General features: G+C 60.7%; 17 protein-coding genes. 6 read left to right on the top strand and 11 right to left on the bottom strand.

The window, feature by feature from the left end; genetic code table 11:
• Positions 1 to 14: 14 nt before the first annotated feature.
• From ACILSQ_RS18975 to ACILSQ_RS18945, 7 genes are all read right to left on the bottom strand, one after another.
• Complete coding sequence (locus ACILSQ_RS18975; protein ID WP_395745225.1) at positions 15 to 524, bottom strand: macro domain-containing protein; 510 nt, start codon at positions 522 to 524, stop codon at positions 15 to 17.
• 45 nt (positions 525 to 569) lie between these two features.
• Complete coding sequence (locus ACILSQ_RS18970) at positions 570 to 926, bottom strand: VOC family protein (RefSeq protein ID WP_395745224.1); 357 nt, start codon at positions 924 to 926, stop codon at positions 570 to 572.
• A 5-nt stretch (positions 927 to 931) separates the two neighbouring features.
• Positions 932 to 1,306, bottom strand: coding sequence for a leucine-rich repeat domain-containing protein (locus tag ACILSQ_RS18965; protein ID WP_395745223.1), 375 nt, complete (start codon positions 1,304 to 1,306; stop codon positions 932 to 934).
• 117 nt (positions 1,307 to 1,423) lie between these two features.
• Entirely contained in the window at positions 1,424 to 3,382 is a 1,959-nt protein-coding gene (locus ACILSQ_RS18960; RefSeq protein WP_395745222.1) for a thioredoxin family protein, read from the bottom strand.
• A 98-nt stretch (positions 3,383 to 3,480) separates the two neighbouring features.
• Positions 3,481 to 3,723 (bottom strand): CDGSH iron-sulfur domain-containing protein, encoded by a 243-nt coding sequence (locus tag ACILSQ_RS18955; protein ID WP_395745221.1) that lies wholly within the window; start codon positions 3,721 to 3,723, stop codon positions 3,481 to 3,483.
• Between the two features lie 84 nt (positions 3,724 to 3,807).
• Entirely contained in the window at positions 3,808 to 4,833 is a 1,026-nt protein-coding gene (locus ACILSQ_RS18950; RefSeq protein ID WP_395745220.1) for a quinone-dependent dihydroorotate dehydrogenase, read from the bottom strand.
• Positions 4,830 to 5,486 (bottom strand): SGNH/GDSL hydrolase family protein, encoded by a 657-nt coding sequence (locus tag ACILSQ_RS18945; RefSeq protein ID WP_395745219.1) that lies wholly within the window; start codon positions 5,484 to 5,486, stop codon positions 4,830 to 4,832. The genes ACILSQ_RS18950 and ACILSQ_RS18945 overlap by 4 nt, the downstream gene beginning before the upstream one ends.
• 193 nt (positions 5,487 to 5,679) lie before the next feature.
• On the opposite strand from ACILSQ_RS18945, the gene rpmJ reads away from it, so the two are divergent.
• The 5 genes from rpmJ to ACILSQ_RS18920 all read left to right on the top strand — a co-directional run bounded on the left by rpmJ (position 5,680) and on the right by ACILSQ_RS18920 (position 7,960).
• The gene (gene rpmJ, locus ACILSQ_RS18940) at positions 5,680 to 5,793 is read left to right on the top strand and encodes a 50S ribosomal protein L36 (protein ID WP_133796336.1); all 114 of its coding nucleotides are present in this window, start codon (positions 5,680 to 5,682) and stop codon (positions 5,791 to 5,793) included.
• A 30-nt stretch (positions 5,794 to 5,823) separates the two neighbouring features.
• Positions 5,824 to 6,198 carry a 30S ribosomal protein S13 gene (rpsM, locus tag ACILSQ_RS18935; protein WP_395745218.1) on the top strand — a complete coding sequence of 125 codons (375 nt, stop codon included), beginning with the start codon at positions 5,824 to 5,826 and terminating at the stop codon, positions 6,196 to 6,198.
• Between the two features lie 32 nt (positions 6,199 to 6,230).
• The gene (gene rpsK, locus ACILSQ_RS18930; RefSeq protein ID WP_395745217.1) at positions 6,231 to 6,782 is read left to right on the top strand and encodes a 30S ribosomal protein S11; all 552 of its coding nucleotides are present in this window, start codon (positions 6,231 to 6,233) and stop codon (positions 6,780 to 6,782) included.
• Between the two features lie 30 nt (positions 6,783 to 6,812).
• Positions 6,813 to 7,427: a 30S ribosomal protein S4 gene (gene rpsD / locus ACILSQ_RS18925; protein WP_395745216.1), complete on the top strand. Its 615-nt coding sequence runs from the start codon at positions 6,813 to 6,815 to the stop codon at positions 7,425 to 7,427.
• Positions 7,428 to 7,663: 236 nt separating this feature from the next.
• Positions 7,664 to 7,960 (top strand): gamma-butyrobetaine hydroxylase-like domain-containing protein, encoded by a 297-nt coding sequence (locus ACILSQ_RS18920; protein WP_395745215.1) that lies wholly within the window; start codon positions 7,664 to 7,666, stop codon positions 7,958 to 7,960.
• A 101-nt stretch (positions 7,961 to 8,061) separates the two neighbouring features.
• Here the strand turns inward: ACILSQ_RS18920 and ACILSQ_RS18915 are convergent, their stop codons facing one another.
• The 4 genes from ACILSQ_RS18915 to ACILSQ_RS18900 all read right to left on the bottom strand — a co-directional run bounded on the left by ACILSQ_RS18915 (position 8,062) and on the right by ACILSQ_RS18900 (position 13,564).
• On the bottom strand, positions 8,062 to 8,481 hold the full coding sequence (locus ACILSQ_RS18915; protein WP_395745214.1) for a secondary thiamine-phosphate synthase enzyme YjbQ: 420 nt from the start codon (positions 8,479 to 8,481) through the stop codon (positions 8,062 to 8,064).
• An 87-nt stretch (positions 8,482 to 8,568) separates the two neighbouring features.
• Positions 8,569 to 9,039, bottom strand: a complete 471-nt coding sequence (locus tag ACILSQ_RS18910) for a redoxin domain-containing protein (RefSeq protein WP_395745213.1) — start codon at positions 9,037 to 9,039, stop codon at positions 8,569 to 8,571.
• A 120-nt stretch (positions 9,040 to 9,159) separates the two neighbouring features.
• Positions 9,160 to 10,587 carry a DUF1501 domain-containing protein gene (locus ACILSQ_RS18905; protein ID WP_395745212.1) on the bottom strand — a complete coding sequence of 476 codons (1,428 nt, stop codon included), beginning with the start codon at positions 10,585 to 10,587 and terminating at the stop codon, positions 9,160 to 9,162.
• A 49-nt stretch (positions 10,588 to 10,636) separates the two neighbouring features.
• Complete coding sequence (locus tag ACILSQ_RS18900; RefSeq protein WP_395745211.1) at positions 10,637 to 13,564, bottom strand: PVC-type heme-binding CxxCH protein; 2,928 nt, start codon at positions 13,562 to 13,564, stop codon at positions 10,637 to 10,639.
• Between the two features lie 213 nt (positions 13,565 to 13,777).
• Here ACILSQ_RS18900 and lnt point away from each other — a divergent pair, with 213 nt between their 5' ends.
• Positions 13,778 to 15,493 (top strand): apolipoprotein N-acyltransferase, encoded by a 1,716-nt coding sequence (lnt, locus tag ACILSQ_RS18895; RefSeq protein WP_395745210.1) that lies wholly within the window; start codon positions 13,778 to 13,780, stop codon positions 15,491 to 15,493.
• Positions 15,494 to 15,636: the final 143 nt, after the last annotated feature.

Here is a 15,636-nt window from a genome sequence, read left to right as displayed (position 1 = left end):
CTTTTTAGGGGTGCTCATGAGTAAAAGTCTTTGAAGGCCTTTGCCATTTGTTCAGCGGCTTCTTCGGGCGCCACACCTCCAACGCCAGTGGTCAGCCCCGGACAAAAGATATGTGAGAAGACGTCGCTCGCGGCCTCTGCAGCCCGGAGCACTGCACGCATGGCTCGATATGCGTTGAGCGGCCCGACTTGTTCCGGGAGCGTTACGGTTGGCGCGATCAGGAGATAGGGAATCCGTTGATGACCGGTGGGCACAATCAAGCTCGCGCCCACCGGAAGGCAGCCCTCTGGCCTGCGATGAATGGTTTCATGAACGCGCGTCTGGATGGAGGGGCCAAAAAACGAATAGAGCTCCCGGTCAAATCCTCCGTCCATGAAACCAAAGCTGTTCGCAGGCGAAACGATGCATTCCTCGGCACGGCAGAGAATGTCTCCATGAATCACTTCGACTTCATTAAAACAGGCAAAGGCATCTTTTAATGCCGAGGCAACCTCCATGTCGGAGTCTATGAGATGCAAATTCAAACTTCGTGAATGGAGAAAGACGATGAACCGGCAGACCTGGTGGAATCAAGGACTGCTGGAAACCTCCACAAGCTCAACCCGATGTCCATCGGGATCTGCCACAACTGCCCGGAAGCCCCAGGGAGAGCTCTTGGGCGGCGAGACGATGGCGTCCGGGAAATCGCCAAGAGCAGCGACTGCCGCCTCGATCGATGGCACGCTGAACCCGATGCGCGTGCCGAGAGTTGAAGAGCCGTCCTTGCTTTGTGGATACAGCTCAAACACACAGCCTCCAAGTTCCGCAGACAGATGCTCGGGGCCGCTGGCATGTCGATGGCGGGTGAATCGCAGGCCGAGGCATTCGTAAAACCGCGCAGCCTGTTCCAGATCAGCAGAGCGCAGAACAACGAGATTCAATGTCATGTGGCTCATGAAGGCTGGCGCTGCTCCTGGACGAAAGGTGTGTCTCTTAGGTTGAGCCTGCGGAGCCGCCGCGCGGAGCGCATGCCTTCAGGAAATGAAGTCAGTGCGTTGTTGCCAAGGTCAAGCTCACGCAGTGCCCGGAAATCCACGAGGGAGTCTGGAATGGCGGTGATATCCGTTCCCCGGAGTGTCAGAGTCGAAAGCTTGGGGCATCTCGAAAGGAAGCTGGGAAACTCCCTGACGGGGGTGTTTAAAACGATCAATGCGCGAAGACTCTCCAGCGATGCCAGCTCGCGCGGCAGCTCTGTCCAGTCGAGCCAGCCAATGCTGAGTTCACGGAGGCGCGTGCACCAAGGCAGCAGCTCTGCGCATTCGCGCATGGAGAATGAATTGCTGGAAAAAGTTTTGCCAAAAAGCTGCAAACGTCGCACGCAGTGTGGCGCTCGCGCCACTTCCTCGAGAGATGTGATCAATGGCGGCTTAAACATCGCCACTCCTCACTTCCCCAGCTTCTTCAGCGCCTCTGTCACATTCCCCACGGTGAGCAGTTCATCCAAGACAAACGGTTCCTCCACACCGGGGATATACAGTACGTTCACCGGCACGGCGCGTTTGCCCAGGGCTTCGAGCGCGAGGCGGATGGTTTCGTTTTCGTCGGACCAGTCGGCCTTGAGCGTCGCGACCTTGTACTGCTTGAAGAGGGCGCGCAGGCTGGCGTCCGTGTACACGCGCTTGTTCACCTGGCAGGTGAAGCACCACGAGGCGGTGAAGTCGATGTACACAGGCTGCTTCGCGGCGCGCAACGCGGCGACTTTTTCAGGCGACCAGGTTTCCCAGTGAAGGGCGTCGGCTTCCGTTGAGCTTTCGGCTTCTTCCACGTGCCGGCGTTTGGCCGAAGCATTCGGCAGGCCGACCCACAGGCCGCCTACGATGGCGATGAGGGTGATCACCCGCGCGATGTTCTGCGTGCGAACGGCCTTGTGCGGCAGCGCCCAGCGGCCGTAGATCCAGCAGCCCAACGCGATGAGCGCGAGGCTCAGGAAGGAGAACATCAGCGGCAGGCCTTCGATCTGCGTGGTCAGCACGTAGAGCATGAAAGCCACGGTGCCAAACAGCAGGAAGGACATGCCCTGCTTGAAGCTTTCCATCCACGCTCCAGGACGTGGCAGCGCGGAGATAAGGCCGGGGAAAACTGACAGCAGCAGGAAGGGACTGGCGAGACCGATGCCGATGAGGGTGAAAATCAGGATCGACTGCGCGGGCGTGAGGGTGATGGTGGCACCGAGGGCGGTGCCGAGAAACGGGGCGGAGCAGGGCGTGGCTACGACGGTGGCCAGCAGGCCGGAGAAGAAGGAGCCGCCCAGGCCCCCTTTGGACTGCAGGCCGGAGCCCACGCCGACGGCCGAAGCTCCGATCTCAAACAGTCCCGCCATGTTCAGGGCAAAGACCAGGAAGAAGGCGGCCAGGCAGTAGTTGAAGGCAGGAGACTGGAGCTGCGAGCCCCAGCCTTTGTTCAGCGCAATGGCGAGCGCGCCCAGCACCCAGAACGAGAGCAGGATGCCCACGGTGTAGCTGAAGCCGTGCATCACCACCTTGCTGCGGTCCATGCCCGCCTGCTGCACCACGCTCGTCACCTTGATGCCCAGCACCGGAAACACGCAGGGCATCACATTCAGGATCAGCCCGCCGAGGAAGGCGTACAGCAGCAGGCGGGAGAACGGCTGGGGCTCTTTCGCGATGCTGACCGCGGGCACCGCCGGGGCGGCAGCAGTCTTCGCCTCACCTGCCTGAGGTGCCGTGACAGCAGGCTTGGGCGCGACCGCAGGCGGTGCTGTGGCGACCGGCTTGGGCTCGCTCGGGGGCGTTACCGGGGCGGCATCAGTGTTTTTTTTTTCCGCGGAGGGCGCTCCACCCAGCGCGGCGGCATTCGCGGCGTTGGGCACCGGTGTCGCGGCCACGCCGAGTGTCAGCGCCACTTCTTTGACAAAGGGCATGCAGCTTTTCGGATCGCACACCAGGGCGTTCACTTTCACCTTCAGCTCCACATTGCCACCCACCGCAGCACCGGCCGGCGGGGTGATCTTCACGGGCAGGTAAACGGTGCCGTCATAGCCCTCGCTGGTCGCGCCATCGGTGGAGGCCACTTTATGAGTCGCGGGCCAGGGCTGTTCCTCGATCTGCCAGCCCTCCGGCAGCGTCCAGGTCAGCTTGGTGGGCTTTCCGATCACGCCTTCAGGCAGCACTTTGCCATAGGTGTGGCAGTCCTTCGCATGCACCAGTTTCACCGCGGCCTGGAAAGGCTGGCCCGGCGCGGCGGTCGTGACCGCGGCCACGACCTCGGCGGTGACGCGTTGCGCCTTCGGCGCACCGGGATCGCCAAAACCAAACGATTGCGCCTGGGCGGAGACGGCGGCGAGCAGCAATGCGGCGAGAGACAGGAAACAGCTTCGGTTCATGGTCGGGTGGAGAAGGGGATTGGCAGGTAGGAGAACGCGCCGTGCGGGTTATTCCCATCACGGCGCGTGGCATGGAAATGGAATATCGGGACTACGGCTCAGAGCGCCTTGTGGCTGCCGTCGCAGAAGGGCGGGTTTTTGGTGTGCTTGCAGTTGCACAGCCAGACCTTCTTCGCCTCGGGCAGGGTGAATTTCTTCGGGCCAAAACCGGTGCCCTTGTGGCTGCCATCGCAGTTCGGCTGGTGGCCGCTCAAGCCGCAGGCGCACCACCAATGGTCTCCGGCAGGCAGTTCGACGGCGACGGGTTGTTTGTCGTGAATCTTGGGAAGGGAAGTCTCCATGGGCAGGAGCTTTGCAGGAGATGGGGAAAGCGTCAAGGCGGTCGAGCAGGGGAAAGCGGCGGAGGACAGGCCTCCGTCTGCACGCTACTTCACCGTCTCCAGCACCTCACGCACCAGCCCCGGCCCGCGATACACCAGCCCGCTGTACACCTGCACCAGTGACGCACCCAGTTTGAGTTTCTCCGCCGCATCCGCTCCGCAAAGAATGCCGCCCACGCCGATGAGCGGGATCTGCTCCTTCAGCAGCATGCGAAAGGCCTGCAGCACCAGAGTGGAGCGCTCGCGCACCGGCGCGCCGCTCAGACCTCCGCCTTCATTCGCCAGCCGATGACCAGCCACGGACTCGCGGTCAATCGTCGTATTCGTGGCGATGACCCCGTCGATGTTCTGCTCATTAAACACGCGCGCCAGCGCCTCGATCTGCATGTCATTGAGATCCGGCGCGATCTTCACCAGCAGCGGCACCGTTTTGCCATGTTCCTGTTTCAGCGCAGCCTGCTCCTTCTTTAAAGAGGAGATCAGGTCCCGCACGGCGCCTTCGGCCTGGAGATCGCGCAGGCCCTTCGTGTTCGGAGACGAAATGTTCACCGCGATGTAATCTGCGACGGAATAAGCCGCCTTCAGGCAGATGAGGTAGTCCTTCACCGCATCTTCATTGGGCGTGTCAAAGTTCTTGCCGATGTTCACACCGACGACTGCTTTGGTGCGGCGGTTCCTGAGTTTCTTCACCGCGGACTGAATGCCGGGATTGTTGAAGCCCATGCGGTTGATCAGCGCCTGGTGCTCCGGCAGGCGGAAGAGGCGCGGCTTGGGATTTCCTGGCTGCGGGCGCGGTGTGAGGGTGCCTACTTCCACGCTGCCAAAGCCCAGCGCACCCCAGGCCTCCACCGCGCTGGCGGACTTGTCCATGCCTGCGGCGAGTCCGAGCACATTGGGGAAGGTGAGGCCCATCACGCTGCGCGGCTGCTGCGGCCCGCTGACCACGGACTTCAGCATCCCCACCTTGTGGGCCATGATCATCATCTTGACTGTCAGCGTGTGGGCGCGCTCCGCATCCAGGCGGAAGAGCCACGGTTTCATCACGGGGTAGAGTTTTTCGATCAAAGTCATGCGTCAGGCGGGAGGATGGATTTCACCAGGGCTGCCACGGCTTTGCCCAGCCGTCCATGCGCAGCGGCGTCCAGATGAATGCCGTCGCTGCCAGGCTCGATCAAGGTCTGCGTGTTCAGAAAACCGCAGCCCAGCGCATTGGCCACCGCCTCATAGTATTTCGGCAGCCGGCGGCTGTCTTTCTGGCCGTTTGGAAATTTGGCCGCCACATCTGACAGGTGCATCTGGTCTCCGATGGCGGGCGGGCAGAGGAGCAGCAGCTTCGGCGCCTTGTGGCCGATGCCTGCATCGCTGGCCAGGATCATCTGCGCCAGCATCTTGAAGCCGGTGGCAATCTCCCCCGGGGACACGCCAAACACCGCTTTCAGGTCATTTGTGCCCAGCATCATCACCACGAGGTCCAGCGGCTTGTGAGATTCCAGCAGGGCTGGCAGCACTGTCTTGCCGTTCCTCGCCAGGGCAAAGGGATCGTCATGCACCGTGGTGCGGCCGTTCTGTCCTTCTTCGATCACGCGGAAGCTGGTGCCCAGCTCCCGTGCCAGTACGCCGGTCCAGCGTATATCGTGCGGGTGGCGTTCAGGGCAGGGGGCGGAGATGCTTTCGGGCATGAAGCCCCAGGTGTTGGAGTCGCCAAAGCAAAGAATGTTTTTCATCAGGCATGCATGTATGGCGCTCCTCCGGGCCCGGGCAACTGCTCTCCGCGACTGTGAATAACTCCCCGAATACCTGTGTAAAACTGTAAAAATCCAGCTTGCGCAGATTTTCGTCTGTGTTAGACATCCTGCCCCCCGCTCCAAAAGCGGGGTTTTGAGTTCCCCCCGACTCACCTTCTTTCACTACTCCTGTATGCGCGTCCGTACCTCCGTTAAACCTCTCTGCGAACTTTGCCGTGTCATCCGCCGCAAAGGTGTTGTCCGTGTTGTCTGCAAAAATCCACGCCATAAACAGCGCCAGGGTTAATCCTTTCTTCAAATCCCACACTACTGAATTATGGCCCGCCTGCTTGGAGTCGAAATCCCGAACGAAAAGAAAATCGAATATTCGCTGCCTTATATCTACGGCATCGGTCTTCCCGTCAGCCGCAAGATTCTTGCCGCCACCAACATCGACCCGAACATCCGGGCGGGTGAGCTGACCGACGAGCAGATCACCGCGATCACTCAGACCGTTCAGGCGATGAAGATTCCGATCGAAGGCGACCTTCGTCGTGAGCTGCAGATGCACATGAAGCGCATCCTGGGCATCAACTGCTACCGCGCCCACCGTCATCGCCGTGGCCTGCCAGTGCGCGGTCAGCGCACCCACACCAACGCCCGCACCCGTAAAGGTCCGCGTAAGACCGTGGGCGCCCAGAAGGCCAAGTAATCTGATTTAGCAACGCCCCTTTCCTACACACCATGGCTGACGAAACGACCCCCGCCGCACCTGCCGCAGCAGCAGCCCCTGCTCCTGCCGCACCTGCAACCCCCGCTGCCCCTGCCGCACCCGCAGACCAGCGCACCTCCACCAGTGGTGACAAGCAGGTCTCCCAGAGCGTCTGGCTTGAGATCGGTGGCGAAAGCGCCGAGCAGCAGAAGGTCGTCAAGGCCAAGGGCTCCAAGAACGTCTCCCAGGGCATCGTCCATGTGTACGCCACCTTCAACAACACCATCGTCACGATCACCGATCGCGCGGGTGGTGTGATCGGCTGGTCCACCGCTGGCAAGATGGGCTTCCGTGGCTCCCGCAAAGGCACCGCCTACGCCGCTCAGGTCGTCGCTCAGGACGCCTGCCGTCAGGCCATGGGTCACGGTCTCCGTGAAGCTGAAGTCCGCCTCCGCGGCCCAGGCTCCGGCCGTGAGTCCGCCGTCCGTGCCGTTCAGGCCCTCGGTGTCGAAGTGACCACCATCAAGGACGTCACCCCCATCCCGCACAACGGCTGCCGTCCGCCCAAGGCCCGTCGCGTCTAATCACTTCTCAGCACCTTTCTACCACCCACTATGGCACGCTACACTGGTCCTCGCGAAAAAATCAATCGCCGCTTCGGCATTGCGCTTTTCGGCCCTTCCAAATCCCTCGAAACCCGCAATTTCCCGCCAGGACAGCACGGCGCGCGCAACACCCGCCGCAAGACTTCCGAGTACGGCACCGCCCTCGCTGAAAAGCAGAAGCTGCGCTACCAGTACGGCCTCATGGAAAAGCAGTTCCGCCGCTTCTTCGCCGAAGCTCAGCGCCGCAAGGGCGTGACCGGTGAAAACCTGCTGCAGATGCTTGAGCTCCGCCTCGACAACGTGGTGTACCGCATGGGCTTCGCCAACACCCGCTTGGCCTCCCGCCAGCTCGTCAGCCACCGCCACATCACCGTGAACGGCAAGGTCGTGAACATCGCCAGCTACCAGGTGAAGCCCGGTGACGTCGTCGCCGCCCGCGCCAGCAGCCAGCGCAGTCAGCAGCTCGTCGGCCGTTTCCTCGAAATGACCCAGGGCACCCCCGCTTCCGACTGGATGACCGTCGATCGCGACAAGATGAGCGGCGTCGTCAATCGCGTCCCCGTGCGCGAAGAGATCAACCCGATCGCCAACGAGCAGCTCGTCGTCGAACTCTACTCCCGTTAATCCTTCCGGATTCGGCTTCAAACTTCAAAAGGGACGCTCTCGGGCGTCCCTTTTGCTTTTTCGCCTTCACTGGCTGCTGGGATGACCGCCCGGTCGAGACCGGAAAGAAGGTAGAAAGATTAGGGGTAGAAAAATTTCAGACTCCGGAGTTTGGGAAAATCTTTCTACCTTTCTCTGGAACGCTGAAACGAAAAACTCCCGCTTACCCCCAGGACATTCCTGCCTAGTATCTTCTCATGACCCCCACCCGCCTCGAACTCATCGGTAATGAAGTCGCCCTCGTTTGGAACGACGGCACCGAGCAGTACATCCCCATGGAAAAACTGCGCGCGGCCTCCCCCAGCGCCGAGAACACCGGCGAACGCGATCTGCTCGGCCGGAAGATCGGCGGCTCCGATCAAAAACACTTCCCCGGCGTCACCGTGAAAGACTGGCGGATGGTCGGTGGCTACGCCATTCAGTTTGATTTCAGTGACGGGCACAACACAGGTCTCTACACCTTTGAGTATTTGCGCGCGCTGGATTCCGTTTGAATGACGAAACTAGAATGAGGAATGACGAATGAAATCCCAATGCTCAAAGCATTGGAACTTCGGTCATTGATTCGTCATTCCTCATTCTGGTTTCGTCATTTCTATTCTCCCACCACACTCACCACGATGCTCCGCGTATGCGGCGCACGGCGGTGCTCAAAGAGAAAAATGCCCTGCCACGTTCCCAACGCCAGGCGCCCATTCACCACGGGAATGACCTCAGACGTCCGCGTCAGCGCCATGCGCAGGTGGCTGGGCATGTCATCCGGCCCTTCGTAAGTGTGCACGAAATACGGCGTGTCTTCCGGCACCAGGTGGTCAAAGAAACTGTGCAGGTCTGTTCGCGCTGAAGGATCCGCATTCTCGAAGATCACCAAACTCGCGCTGGTATGCTGCACAAAGACCGTTGCTGTGCCCGTGCGGATGCCGCTGGCGCGCACAATCTCCTGGCAGCGCTCGGTGATCTCATAGGTGCCTTTGCCCTTGGTGGGGATGGAGAATTGATCAGCGTGAGCCGGCATGGAAATGAAGAGAAGGCTGTGGGTGCAAAGATGCCATGTGACTCATCATCACATGGCATCGGAATTTTCGCTGTAAAAACGCGGAGCTTAAGACAGCTCGGCCAGCTTCGCCTTCACGGCATCAAAGTTCGGCAGATCCTTCGGCGTGGCGGTCTGCTCGGAGTACTGGATGACTCCGCTCTTGTCGATGACGAAGGCGGCGCGTGCGGAAGTGTCACCGATGCCGGCCAGGCCCGGGAAGAGCACGTCGTAGGCCTTGGTGGTTTCCTTGTTCAGGTCGCTCACCAGCGTGATGCCGATTTTTTCCTTCTGCGCCCAGGCTTCCTGCGCAAAGGGGCTGTCCACGCTGATGCCGATGACTTCGGCGTTCAGATCGCTGTAGGAGCTGAGGCCTGCGGTGATGTCGCAGAGTTCCTGGGTGCAGACACCCGTGAAGGCGAGGGGGAAGAACAGCAGGACGGTGTTCTTGCCGGAGGGCAGCGAGACATCGCTGAGGCCGGAGGCGGATTTGGACTTGAGGGTGAAGCCAGGGGCTTTGGAACCGACGGAGAGTGCCATGGAGGTTGTGTGGGTGTGGGTTGCGTTCAGGCCGGGATGGCCAGGAGTCCCGTTATCAAGGCCAGACTGGCCCTCAGGTCAATCTATCGTTGCTGCCCGCTGCGGCGGATGCTTCCCCGTTCACACCAGCGGCAGCAGCTCCTTGATCGGATCGCCAAAGGGCAGGATGGGCATCGGGCGGCCCTGGAAATCGTCAAACGTGTCGTTCGGATCGATACCCAGATGCTGGTACACTGTCGCCCACAGGTCGTTCGGGCTCAACGGACGCTCGATGGGATACTCGGCGCGCGGATTCGTCGCGCCGATGATCTGGCCCGTCTGCATGCCGCCACCGCTGACGATGAAGGACATCGCATTCGGCCAGTGGTCGCGTCCCGGCTGGCTCACGCCCGTCTGCGTGCCGATCTGGGTGTTAATCCGCGGCGTGCGGCCAAACTCACCGGTGATGATCACCAGCACGTCCTTGTCCAGCCCGCGCTGGTGGATGTCCTCGATCAGCGCGGAAGCCGCTTGATCGTAAACGGGCATGCGCCAGCGGGCGTCTGCGTACATGTCGCAGTTCACCGCGTGGCTGTCCCAGTTGTAGGTGCAGTTTTTCGGAATGGGCGTGGAGTAGGGGTTCTCCCAGACCATCGTCACGAACCGGCAGCCGGCCTCCACCAGGCGGCGTGCCATGAGCCCGCGCTGGCCGTAGGTGCTGTAGCCGTAGCGCTCGCGTACCTTCGCGGGCTCCTTGCTGAGGTCAAAGGCATCGCGCACGGAAGGCGTGGTTAGCATGCCAAAGGCGCGCTGGCTGAAGCTGTCCATCGCCTGCATCAGGCCGCTGCGGTCCATCTCGCGCTGGAGATTGTCCATGCCCTGCAGCAGGTGCATACGGTCATCCATGCGCGAGGCCATGTCCGGCGTCAGGCCGATGTTCTCCACCTTGAAGTCCTTCGCGCTGGGATCTCCCACCACCATGAAGGGGGAGGAGGAAGGCCCGAGATAGGCGGGGCCCATGGAAAAGACATCGATGCCGCTGCGGCTGCGATCCACACCGGCCACACAGGTCGGCATGGCCTGTCCGGCGCGCTGCAGCTTGCGCGTGATGATGGACTGTACGGACGGCGCATCATTCACAAAGCCCACCGGCAGCGCTGGATTGCGCCCCGTCATGAAGCGCTTGTGCCCCCCGCCATGATCGGCGAACTCATGGTGCACGCTGCGGATGATGTTGAACTTGTCCGCGATCTTCGCCTGCTTCGGAAACAGCTCACAAATATGCGTGCCGGGCACGTTGGTGCGGATTGGATTCAGCACGCCACGGTACTCCACCGGCGCATTCGGCTTCATGTCATAGCTCTCAAGCTGCGACATCCCGCCCGGCAGCCACACGAAAATCACCGACTTGTCCTTCAGCCGCCTGCCCGCCGCCTTGGCGATCGTTTCAGCGCGCAGCGTATCCGTCAACGACCACCCGGTGAGCCCGAGCGTGCCCATGCTCAGAAAGCTCCGCCGTGACAGCGGCCCGGAGCAGCGATGGGGTGAAGCGGAGGATGAGAGGGACATGGGACTGGACATCATACGTCTCGCCACGAGAGGACTTGCAAACAGCCCCTCACTTCAGGCTCATGATGAACGCTTTCACATCCGCAAATTCCTGCGGCTTCAGAATCAGATTCATCGGCGGCATGGGCGAAATCGGCGTGGCGGTGTAGCCTTCGGCCAGCTTGGCGTTCGGATTCACGAGACTCTCCAGAATGTAGGCCGCATCCTTCCGCGTGGCGATGCCGTCCAGCGCAGGCCCCACGGCGCTGCCCTGGCCCTTGAGCATGTGGCAGTTTTTGCAGGCGGCCACGGGGTGCTCCCAGAAGATCTTTTCGCCGCGCTTCACATCGCCGGCCAGCTTCGATTCATCATCCTCCACTTCGGGAATCATCTCCACCAACCTCACATCATCAAAGTAGGTGTCGCCCTTGCCCACATGCAGCAGGTTGATGCTCGCCTTGTCCCGCGTCTTGCTGTTGAAGGTCACCTCCACCTCCGTCCAGTCCTGCGTGCGGGTGAGCTTGCTGGTTTCGGCGCGGCCCAGGTGGTCATTCAGGCTGGCCTTGCCCTTGAAGCCGTGCGTCTTGATCCAGGCGCTCAGCTTGTACTCCGTGTTTGGCTTCAGCGGCACATCGGCAAAGAAGCTTGTGTCAGCATCATCACGCGTGATCACTCGGAAGGCGTTCTTCCCGCTGTGCACCATCTTCGCATCCGTGACGATGCTCCACTCCGCTCCCGCATTGCCGGGCCTGTGGCCATAGTCACGGTGCTTCCAGCCTGTCGGCGTCTTCGCGCCCTCCGCCAGCTCTTCAAAACCGGCATTGGGCAGCAGGTTCGGCCCTTCCTTGTAATTCAGCGCCTGGTGTTTCTTGCCCAGCATCTTCGCCGCCTCCGCCAGCCACTCGTCATTCTTCACCACCGGATCCGCGGCGATCTTTTTCACCAGCGTCTGAATCTCCGGCGTGGTGGCGAAGTCCGCCAGCTTCACAAAAGCCGCGAGGCGTGTGTGCAGATCAGGATCGGAGATGACTCCCGTGCCAAAAAGCAGTGACTGCGCTTTTGCATCATTGCCAAGGGCACGAATGGCATTGCGGCGAAGTCTGCCGTCTTTCGAGAGTAGCGCGGATTTGAGCAGGTTGTCCGTTCCAAATTTGAACCCTTCCGGCATGACCTCAAGCAGGGTGTATATCTTGTTATCCGCGCTTCTGGGCCCGTCACGCGAAGCATTATCGATGTAATGTATAATGAAAGGATATCCATGCAGTGCCCAGAGCGCGTGAATGGCTCCGATTTTGCCATCCCTGGCATTTTCCACCAGGAGTTTGCCAAGGGCCTCCACATCAAAATCGCGTCCTTCCACCAGCAGCCGTTGTGCGGTTAGACGGTTGTATTGAACGTCCGAATTGAGCGCAGCAAGCAGTTCCTGACTCGATGGCTTGGAGGAGGTAAACGGTGATTTTTGTGTGGATGGGGCATCCTTTTTAACTATGCGATAAATTCTCCCGCGCCCGTGATCGCGGATGTCATTCTCATGCGCGCCCCCTTTGCCGGTCGTTGCCACAAACCCGCCGCGTTCCAGGCTCGGCGTCGGATTGTGCTGAATGATAAAATTTTCGAAATCGGCCACCCACACCGCGCCGTCGGGGCCCACCTCGGCATATACGGGGGAGTTCCACTCGTCGCTGCTGGCGTAGAGGTTCATGAAGTCCAGCGCCTTCCAGCCCGCGCCTTCGGGCTGCACATCGAAGAGGGACACCACCTTCATCGTTGGCTCGCACACCATGGCCTTGCCTTGAAAGCGCTTCGGCAGATTGTCGCTGTAAATGAAATTGCTGCCTGCGGCGGAGGTGTAGCCGCCGAAGACATCCACCTGGCGGAAGTTTGGCGTGATGGTGTGGCAGGCATCCACGATATTGATTTTCTTCGCCGTCATGCCGCGTGAGCCTTCGGGATACGCGGTGGAGGGGATGCCGCCGAAGAAGATGGGTGCGCCATTCGCGGTGCCGCCGAATTGATCGCCCGCTTCATTGGTGCTGTGCGCCCAGGAGTTGTTGGTGAACTGATGCAGGAACTCCAGAGCACTGCCATCTGCCTTGAAGCGATATGTGCCCATGCTGAACTGGTGTTTCTTCCCGCCCACGTAGCCCTCGATCCCGCTGTAGCCGACGCAGCCGTAGAGCCAGTTGTCGAAGCCGTAGTGCAGATTGCTGGCCTGCGCATGCGTGTCGCGGATGCCCCAGCCGTCGATCACGGTTTCGCGCACGTCGGCCTTGTCATCACCATTGGTGTCCGCGAGGTAGATGAACTTCGGCGGCTGGCTGACGATGATGCCACCATTGGCGAAGACGATGCCCGTGGGCAGATTCAGCTTGTCAGCAAACACGGTGAACTTGTCCGCCTTGCCGTCGCCATCCGTGTCCTCGCAGATTTTGATGCTGTCCTGCCCTTCGCCGCTGTCCGTCACGCCGTGCGGGTAGTCGCGCGTCTCCACCACCCAGCAGCGCCCGCGTTCATCCCAGGCAAAGGCGATGGGCTTGGCGATGTCCGGTTCGCTGGCAAAAAGCTTCAGCTCGCAATCCGCCGGCACCTGCGTGCGCTCCATGCTGCCCTTCACGCTCATCGGCATTTGCAGTGTCAGCGGCTCCGGGCGCTTCTCATAGTTCGCCACCTGCGGGTGCTTCTTGCGCTCCTCGGGCTCGCGCTGTTTCAGAAAGGCCTCGTAGCTGGCTTTGCGCTCGGCGCTGAGCTTGGAGAGGATCGCGTCTTTGCTCAAATCGCTGCCCGGCTTGGCGACGAGGTCATAGTTCTCAGTTGCCAGTTCTTCCTTGGCATAGTCAAACCAGATTGCATCGCGTCCCAGATCCCGCATCGCCTCATGCAGCGGGCCCACGGCGGCTTGTTCTTTGCCCTCGGCATCGAGATAAAGCACACGGATGGGACCGGTGGGCGCCGCATGGGCTAAAACGGCGGAGGCGAGGAAGAGCAGGAATGCTTTCATGGTGGGTTGTTTGAATTATCACTCGAAACAACGCATCTTGGCGAGCCGCATGTGCGGACAACTTTTGGGAGGAATCGGACAGTGTGAGTGCGGTGCTCCCTTCATCTCATGAACGACGCTGCCCCGTCATTCCTGCGGAGCGAGAGAAGCAATGCACAAAATCACACAAAGCGCATTTGGCTTTTCCTCCACCGGCGGCATGATCCCAGCCCCGTGACTGATCTCAAACGCCTGCGCCTTTTCATGCTCATCGCCCCGCTGCTTAGCGGTGTCATTTTGACCTTCGCCTTTCCGCGTTGGAATTCGAATCTCGCCGTCTGGCTCTGGTTGCTCCCGCTGCTGGCGGTGCTGTGGCCGTGGAAGAATGTGGACGGTGTCAAAATGCGGCCGTTCTGGCGCGGTTATCTCGCGGGCCTGGTCTTTTTTCTCATCAATCTGAAATGGGTGCACCACTCGGCGCGGGTCAGGCTGGGAAACGCCTATGACAACTCCTGGGCGGGGCTGCTGCCGGAGCTCGCGGGCTGGGGCGCGCTGGTGGGCCTCTCCGCATACTGCGCCGTTTACTTTGGTCTGTGGGCCTGGTTCACTCACCGCTTTGCACGGCCCAATGTCACCACACTGACAAAGAGCGCCTGGTGGCCCAGCACGCTGCATTCGCTGGCCTGTGCCTTTCTCGCCGCTGCGGCGTGGGTGGCCTGCGAATGGCTGCGCAGCACCACGGTCTTCACCGGCTTTGGCTGGAACGGCCTCGGCGTGGCCATGCACTCCATGCTGCCCCTGGTTCAAGCGGCGGATCTCGTGGGAGTTTTCGGCCTGTCCTTCCTTCCAGTCTTTATGGCCTGCACCGCCTGGAACACACTCACCCGCCTCATCCTCTCTTATCGCGGCGAGGGCACCTGCAAGACGCGGCTCGACTTCACCATCGCGCTCATCCTCATGCTGGTCACGGGCAGCTACGGCATGCTGAAGCTCACGGCGAAGGAGCCTGACAGCATCACTGTGCGCACGGTGGTGATTCAACCAAACGTGGCGCTGGTGGATGCCGCCACCGGCCGCCTTGCCCAGCAGGTCTATCAACGTCTTGACCAGTTCACGCGCATGTACGGCACGGCCAAGGACGGCAAAACATCCACCGATCTCATCATCTGGCCTGAGAGCGCGCTGCCCATGAACCTGGAGGACCACTTCCGGTACCTCCCGAAGGACTATCACAAAAATTACTTCAACGACATGCTCCAGGCCGGAGACTTCAGCCTCATGTTTGGCACGGAGCTCTATGAGGGGGAGGACACCGGGCACGTCTCAGCCGTGCTCATGCGCGGCAGCGCCGACCATCGTCAGGACTACCACAAGGTGCATCTCGTTCCCTTCGGCGAATACCTGCCGCTGAAAAACATTCCGCCTTTTTCTTTTTTCCAGAGCCTGTTTGAGGGGGCATTCACACCCGGGCAAAAAACCGAGCCATTGAAACTGGAGCAGCCACAGGTGCAGATCATCCCGCTCATCTGCTTTGAAGACACCGTGGGCAGCCTGGCGCGCAAGTTCGTCCGCCCGGAGCCCCAGATGATCGTGAACATCACCAACGACGGCTGGTTCCTGCAAAGCGAGGAGCCCGAGGTGCACCTCGCCAATGCCGTCTTCCGCGCCATCGAACTTCGCCGCCCCATGGTGCGCGCTACAAACACAGGCGTGAGCTGTTTCATCGACACCAATGGCCATGTCATCTCCAAGCTCACTGACCCCGACACGGGCAGTTCTTTCATCGAAGGCACCCTCCCCGGTGAAGTGAAGGTCCCGCGTGCGGGCCAGATCACCCTCTACGCCCGATTCGGCGACTGGTTTGCACTCACGCTTCTCGGCATCTGCGTGGTCGTGTGGATCATCCGCAGGTTCAGCGCCATGCGACCTCATCCAGAAGGGAATCTCTGACAGTTACGAGTGGGCTGAACCCGTCGAGTCTTCAGGGCGTGAAGGTTGTCAGGAATACCTCGGGGGTCATGACAGGAATCGTACTTCCTGAAAAGTCAGCAGTATTACGCGTAACGAAAACATCCGCTGCACCTGCGATGGCT

The sequence above is a fragment of the Prosthecobacter sp. genome, from assembly GCF_044227185.1.
Classification (GTDB): domain Bacteria; phylum Verrucomicrobiota; class Verrucomicrobiia; order Verrucomicrobiales; family Verrucomicrobiaceae; genus Prosthecobacter.
Note: the sequence above shows the minus strand (reverse complement) of the source record. Positions and strands in the feature narration are given on the sequence as shown.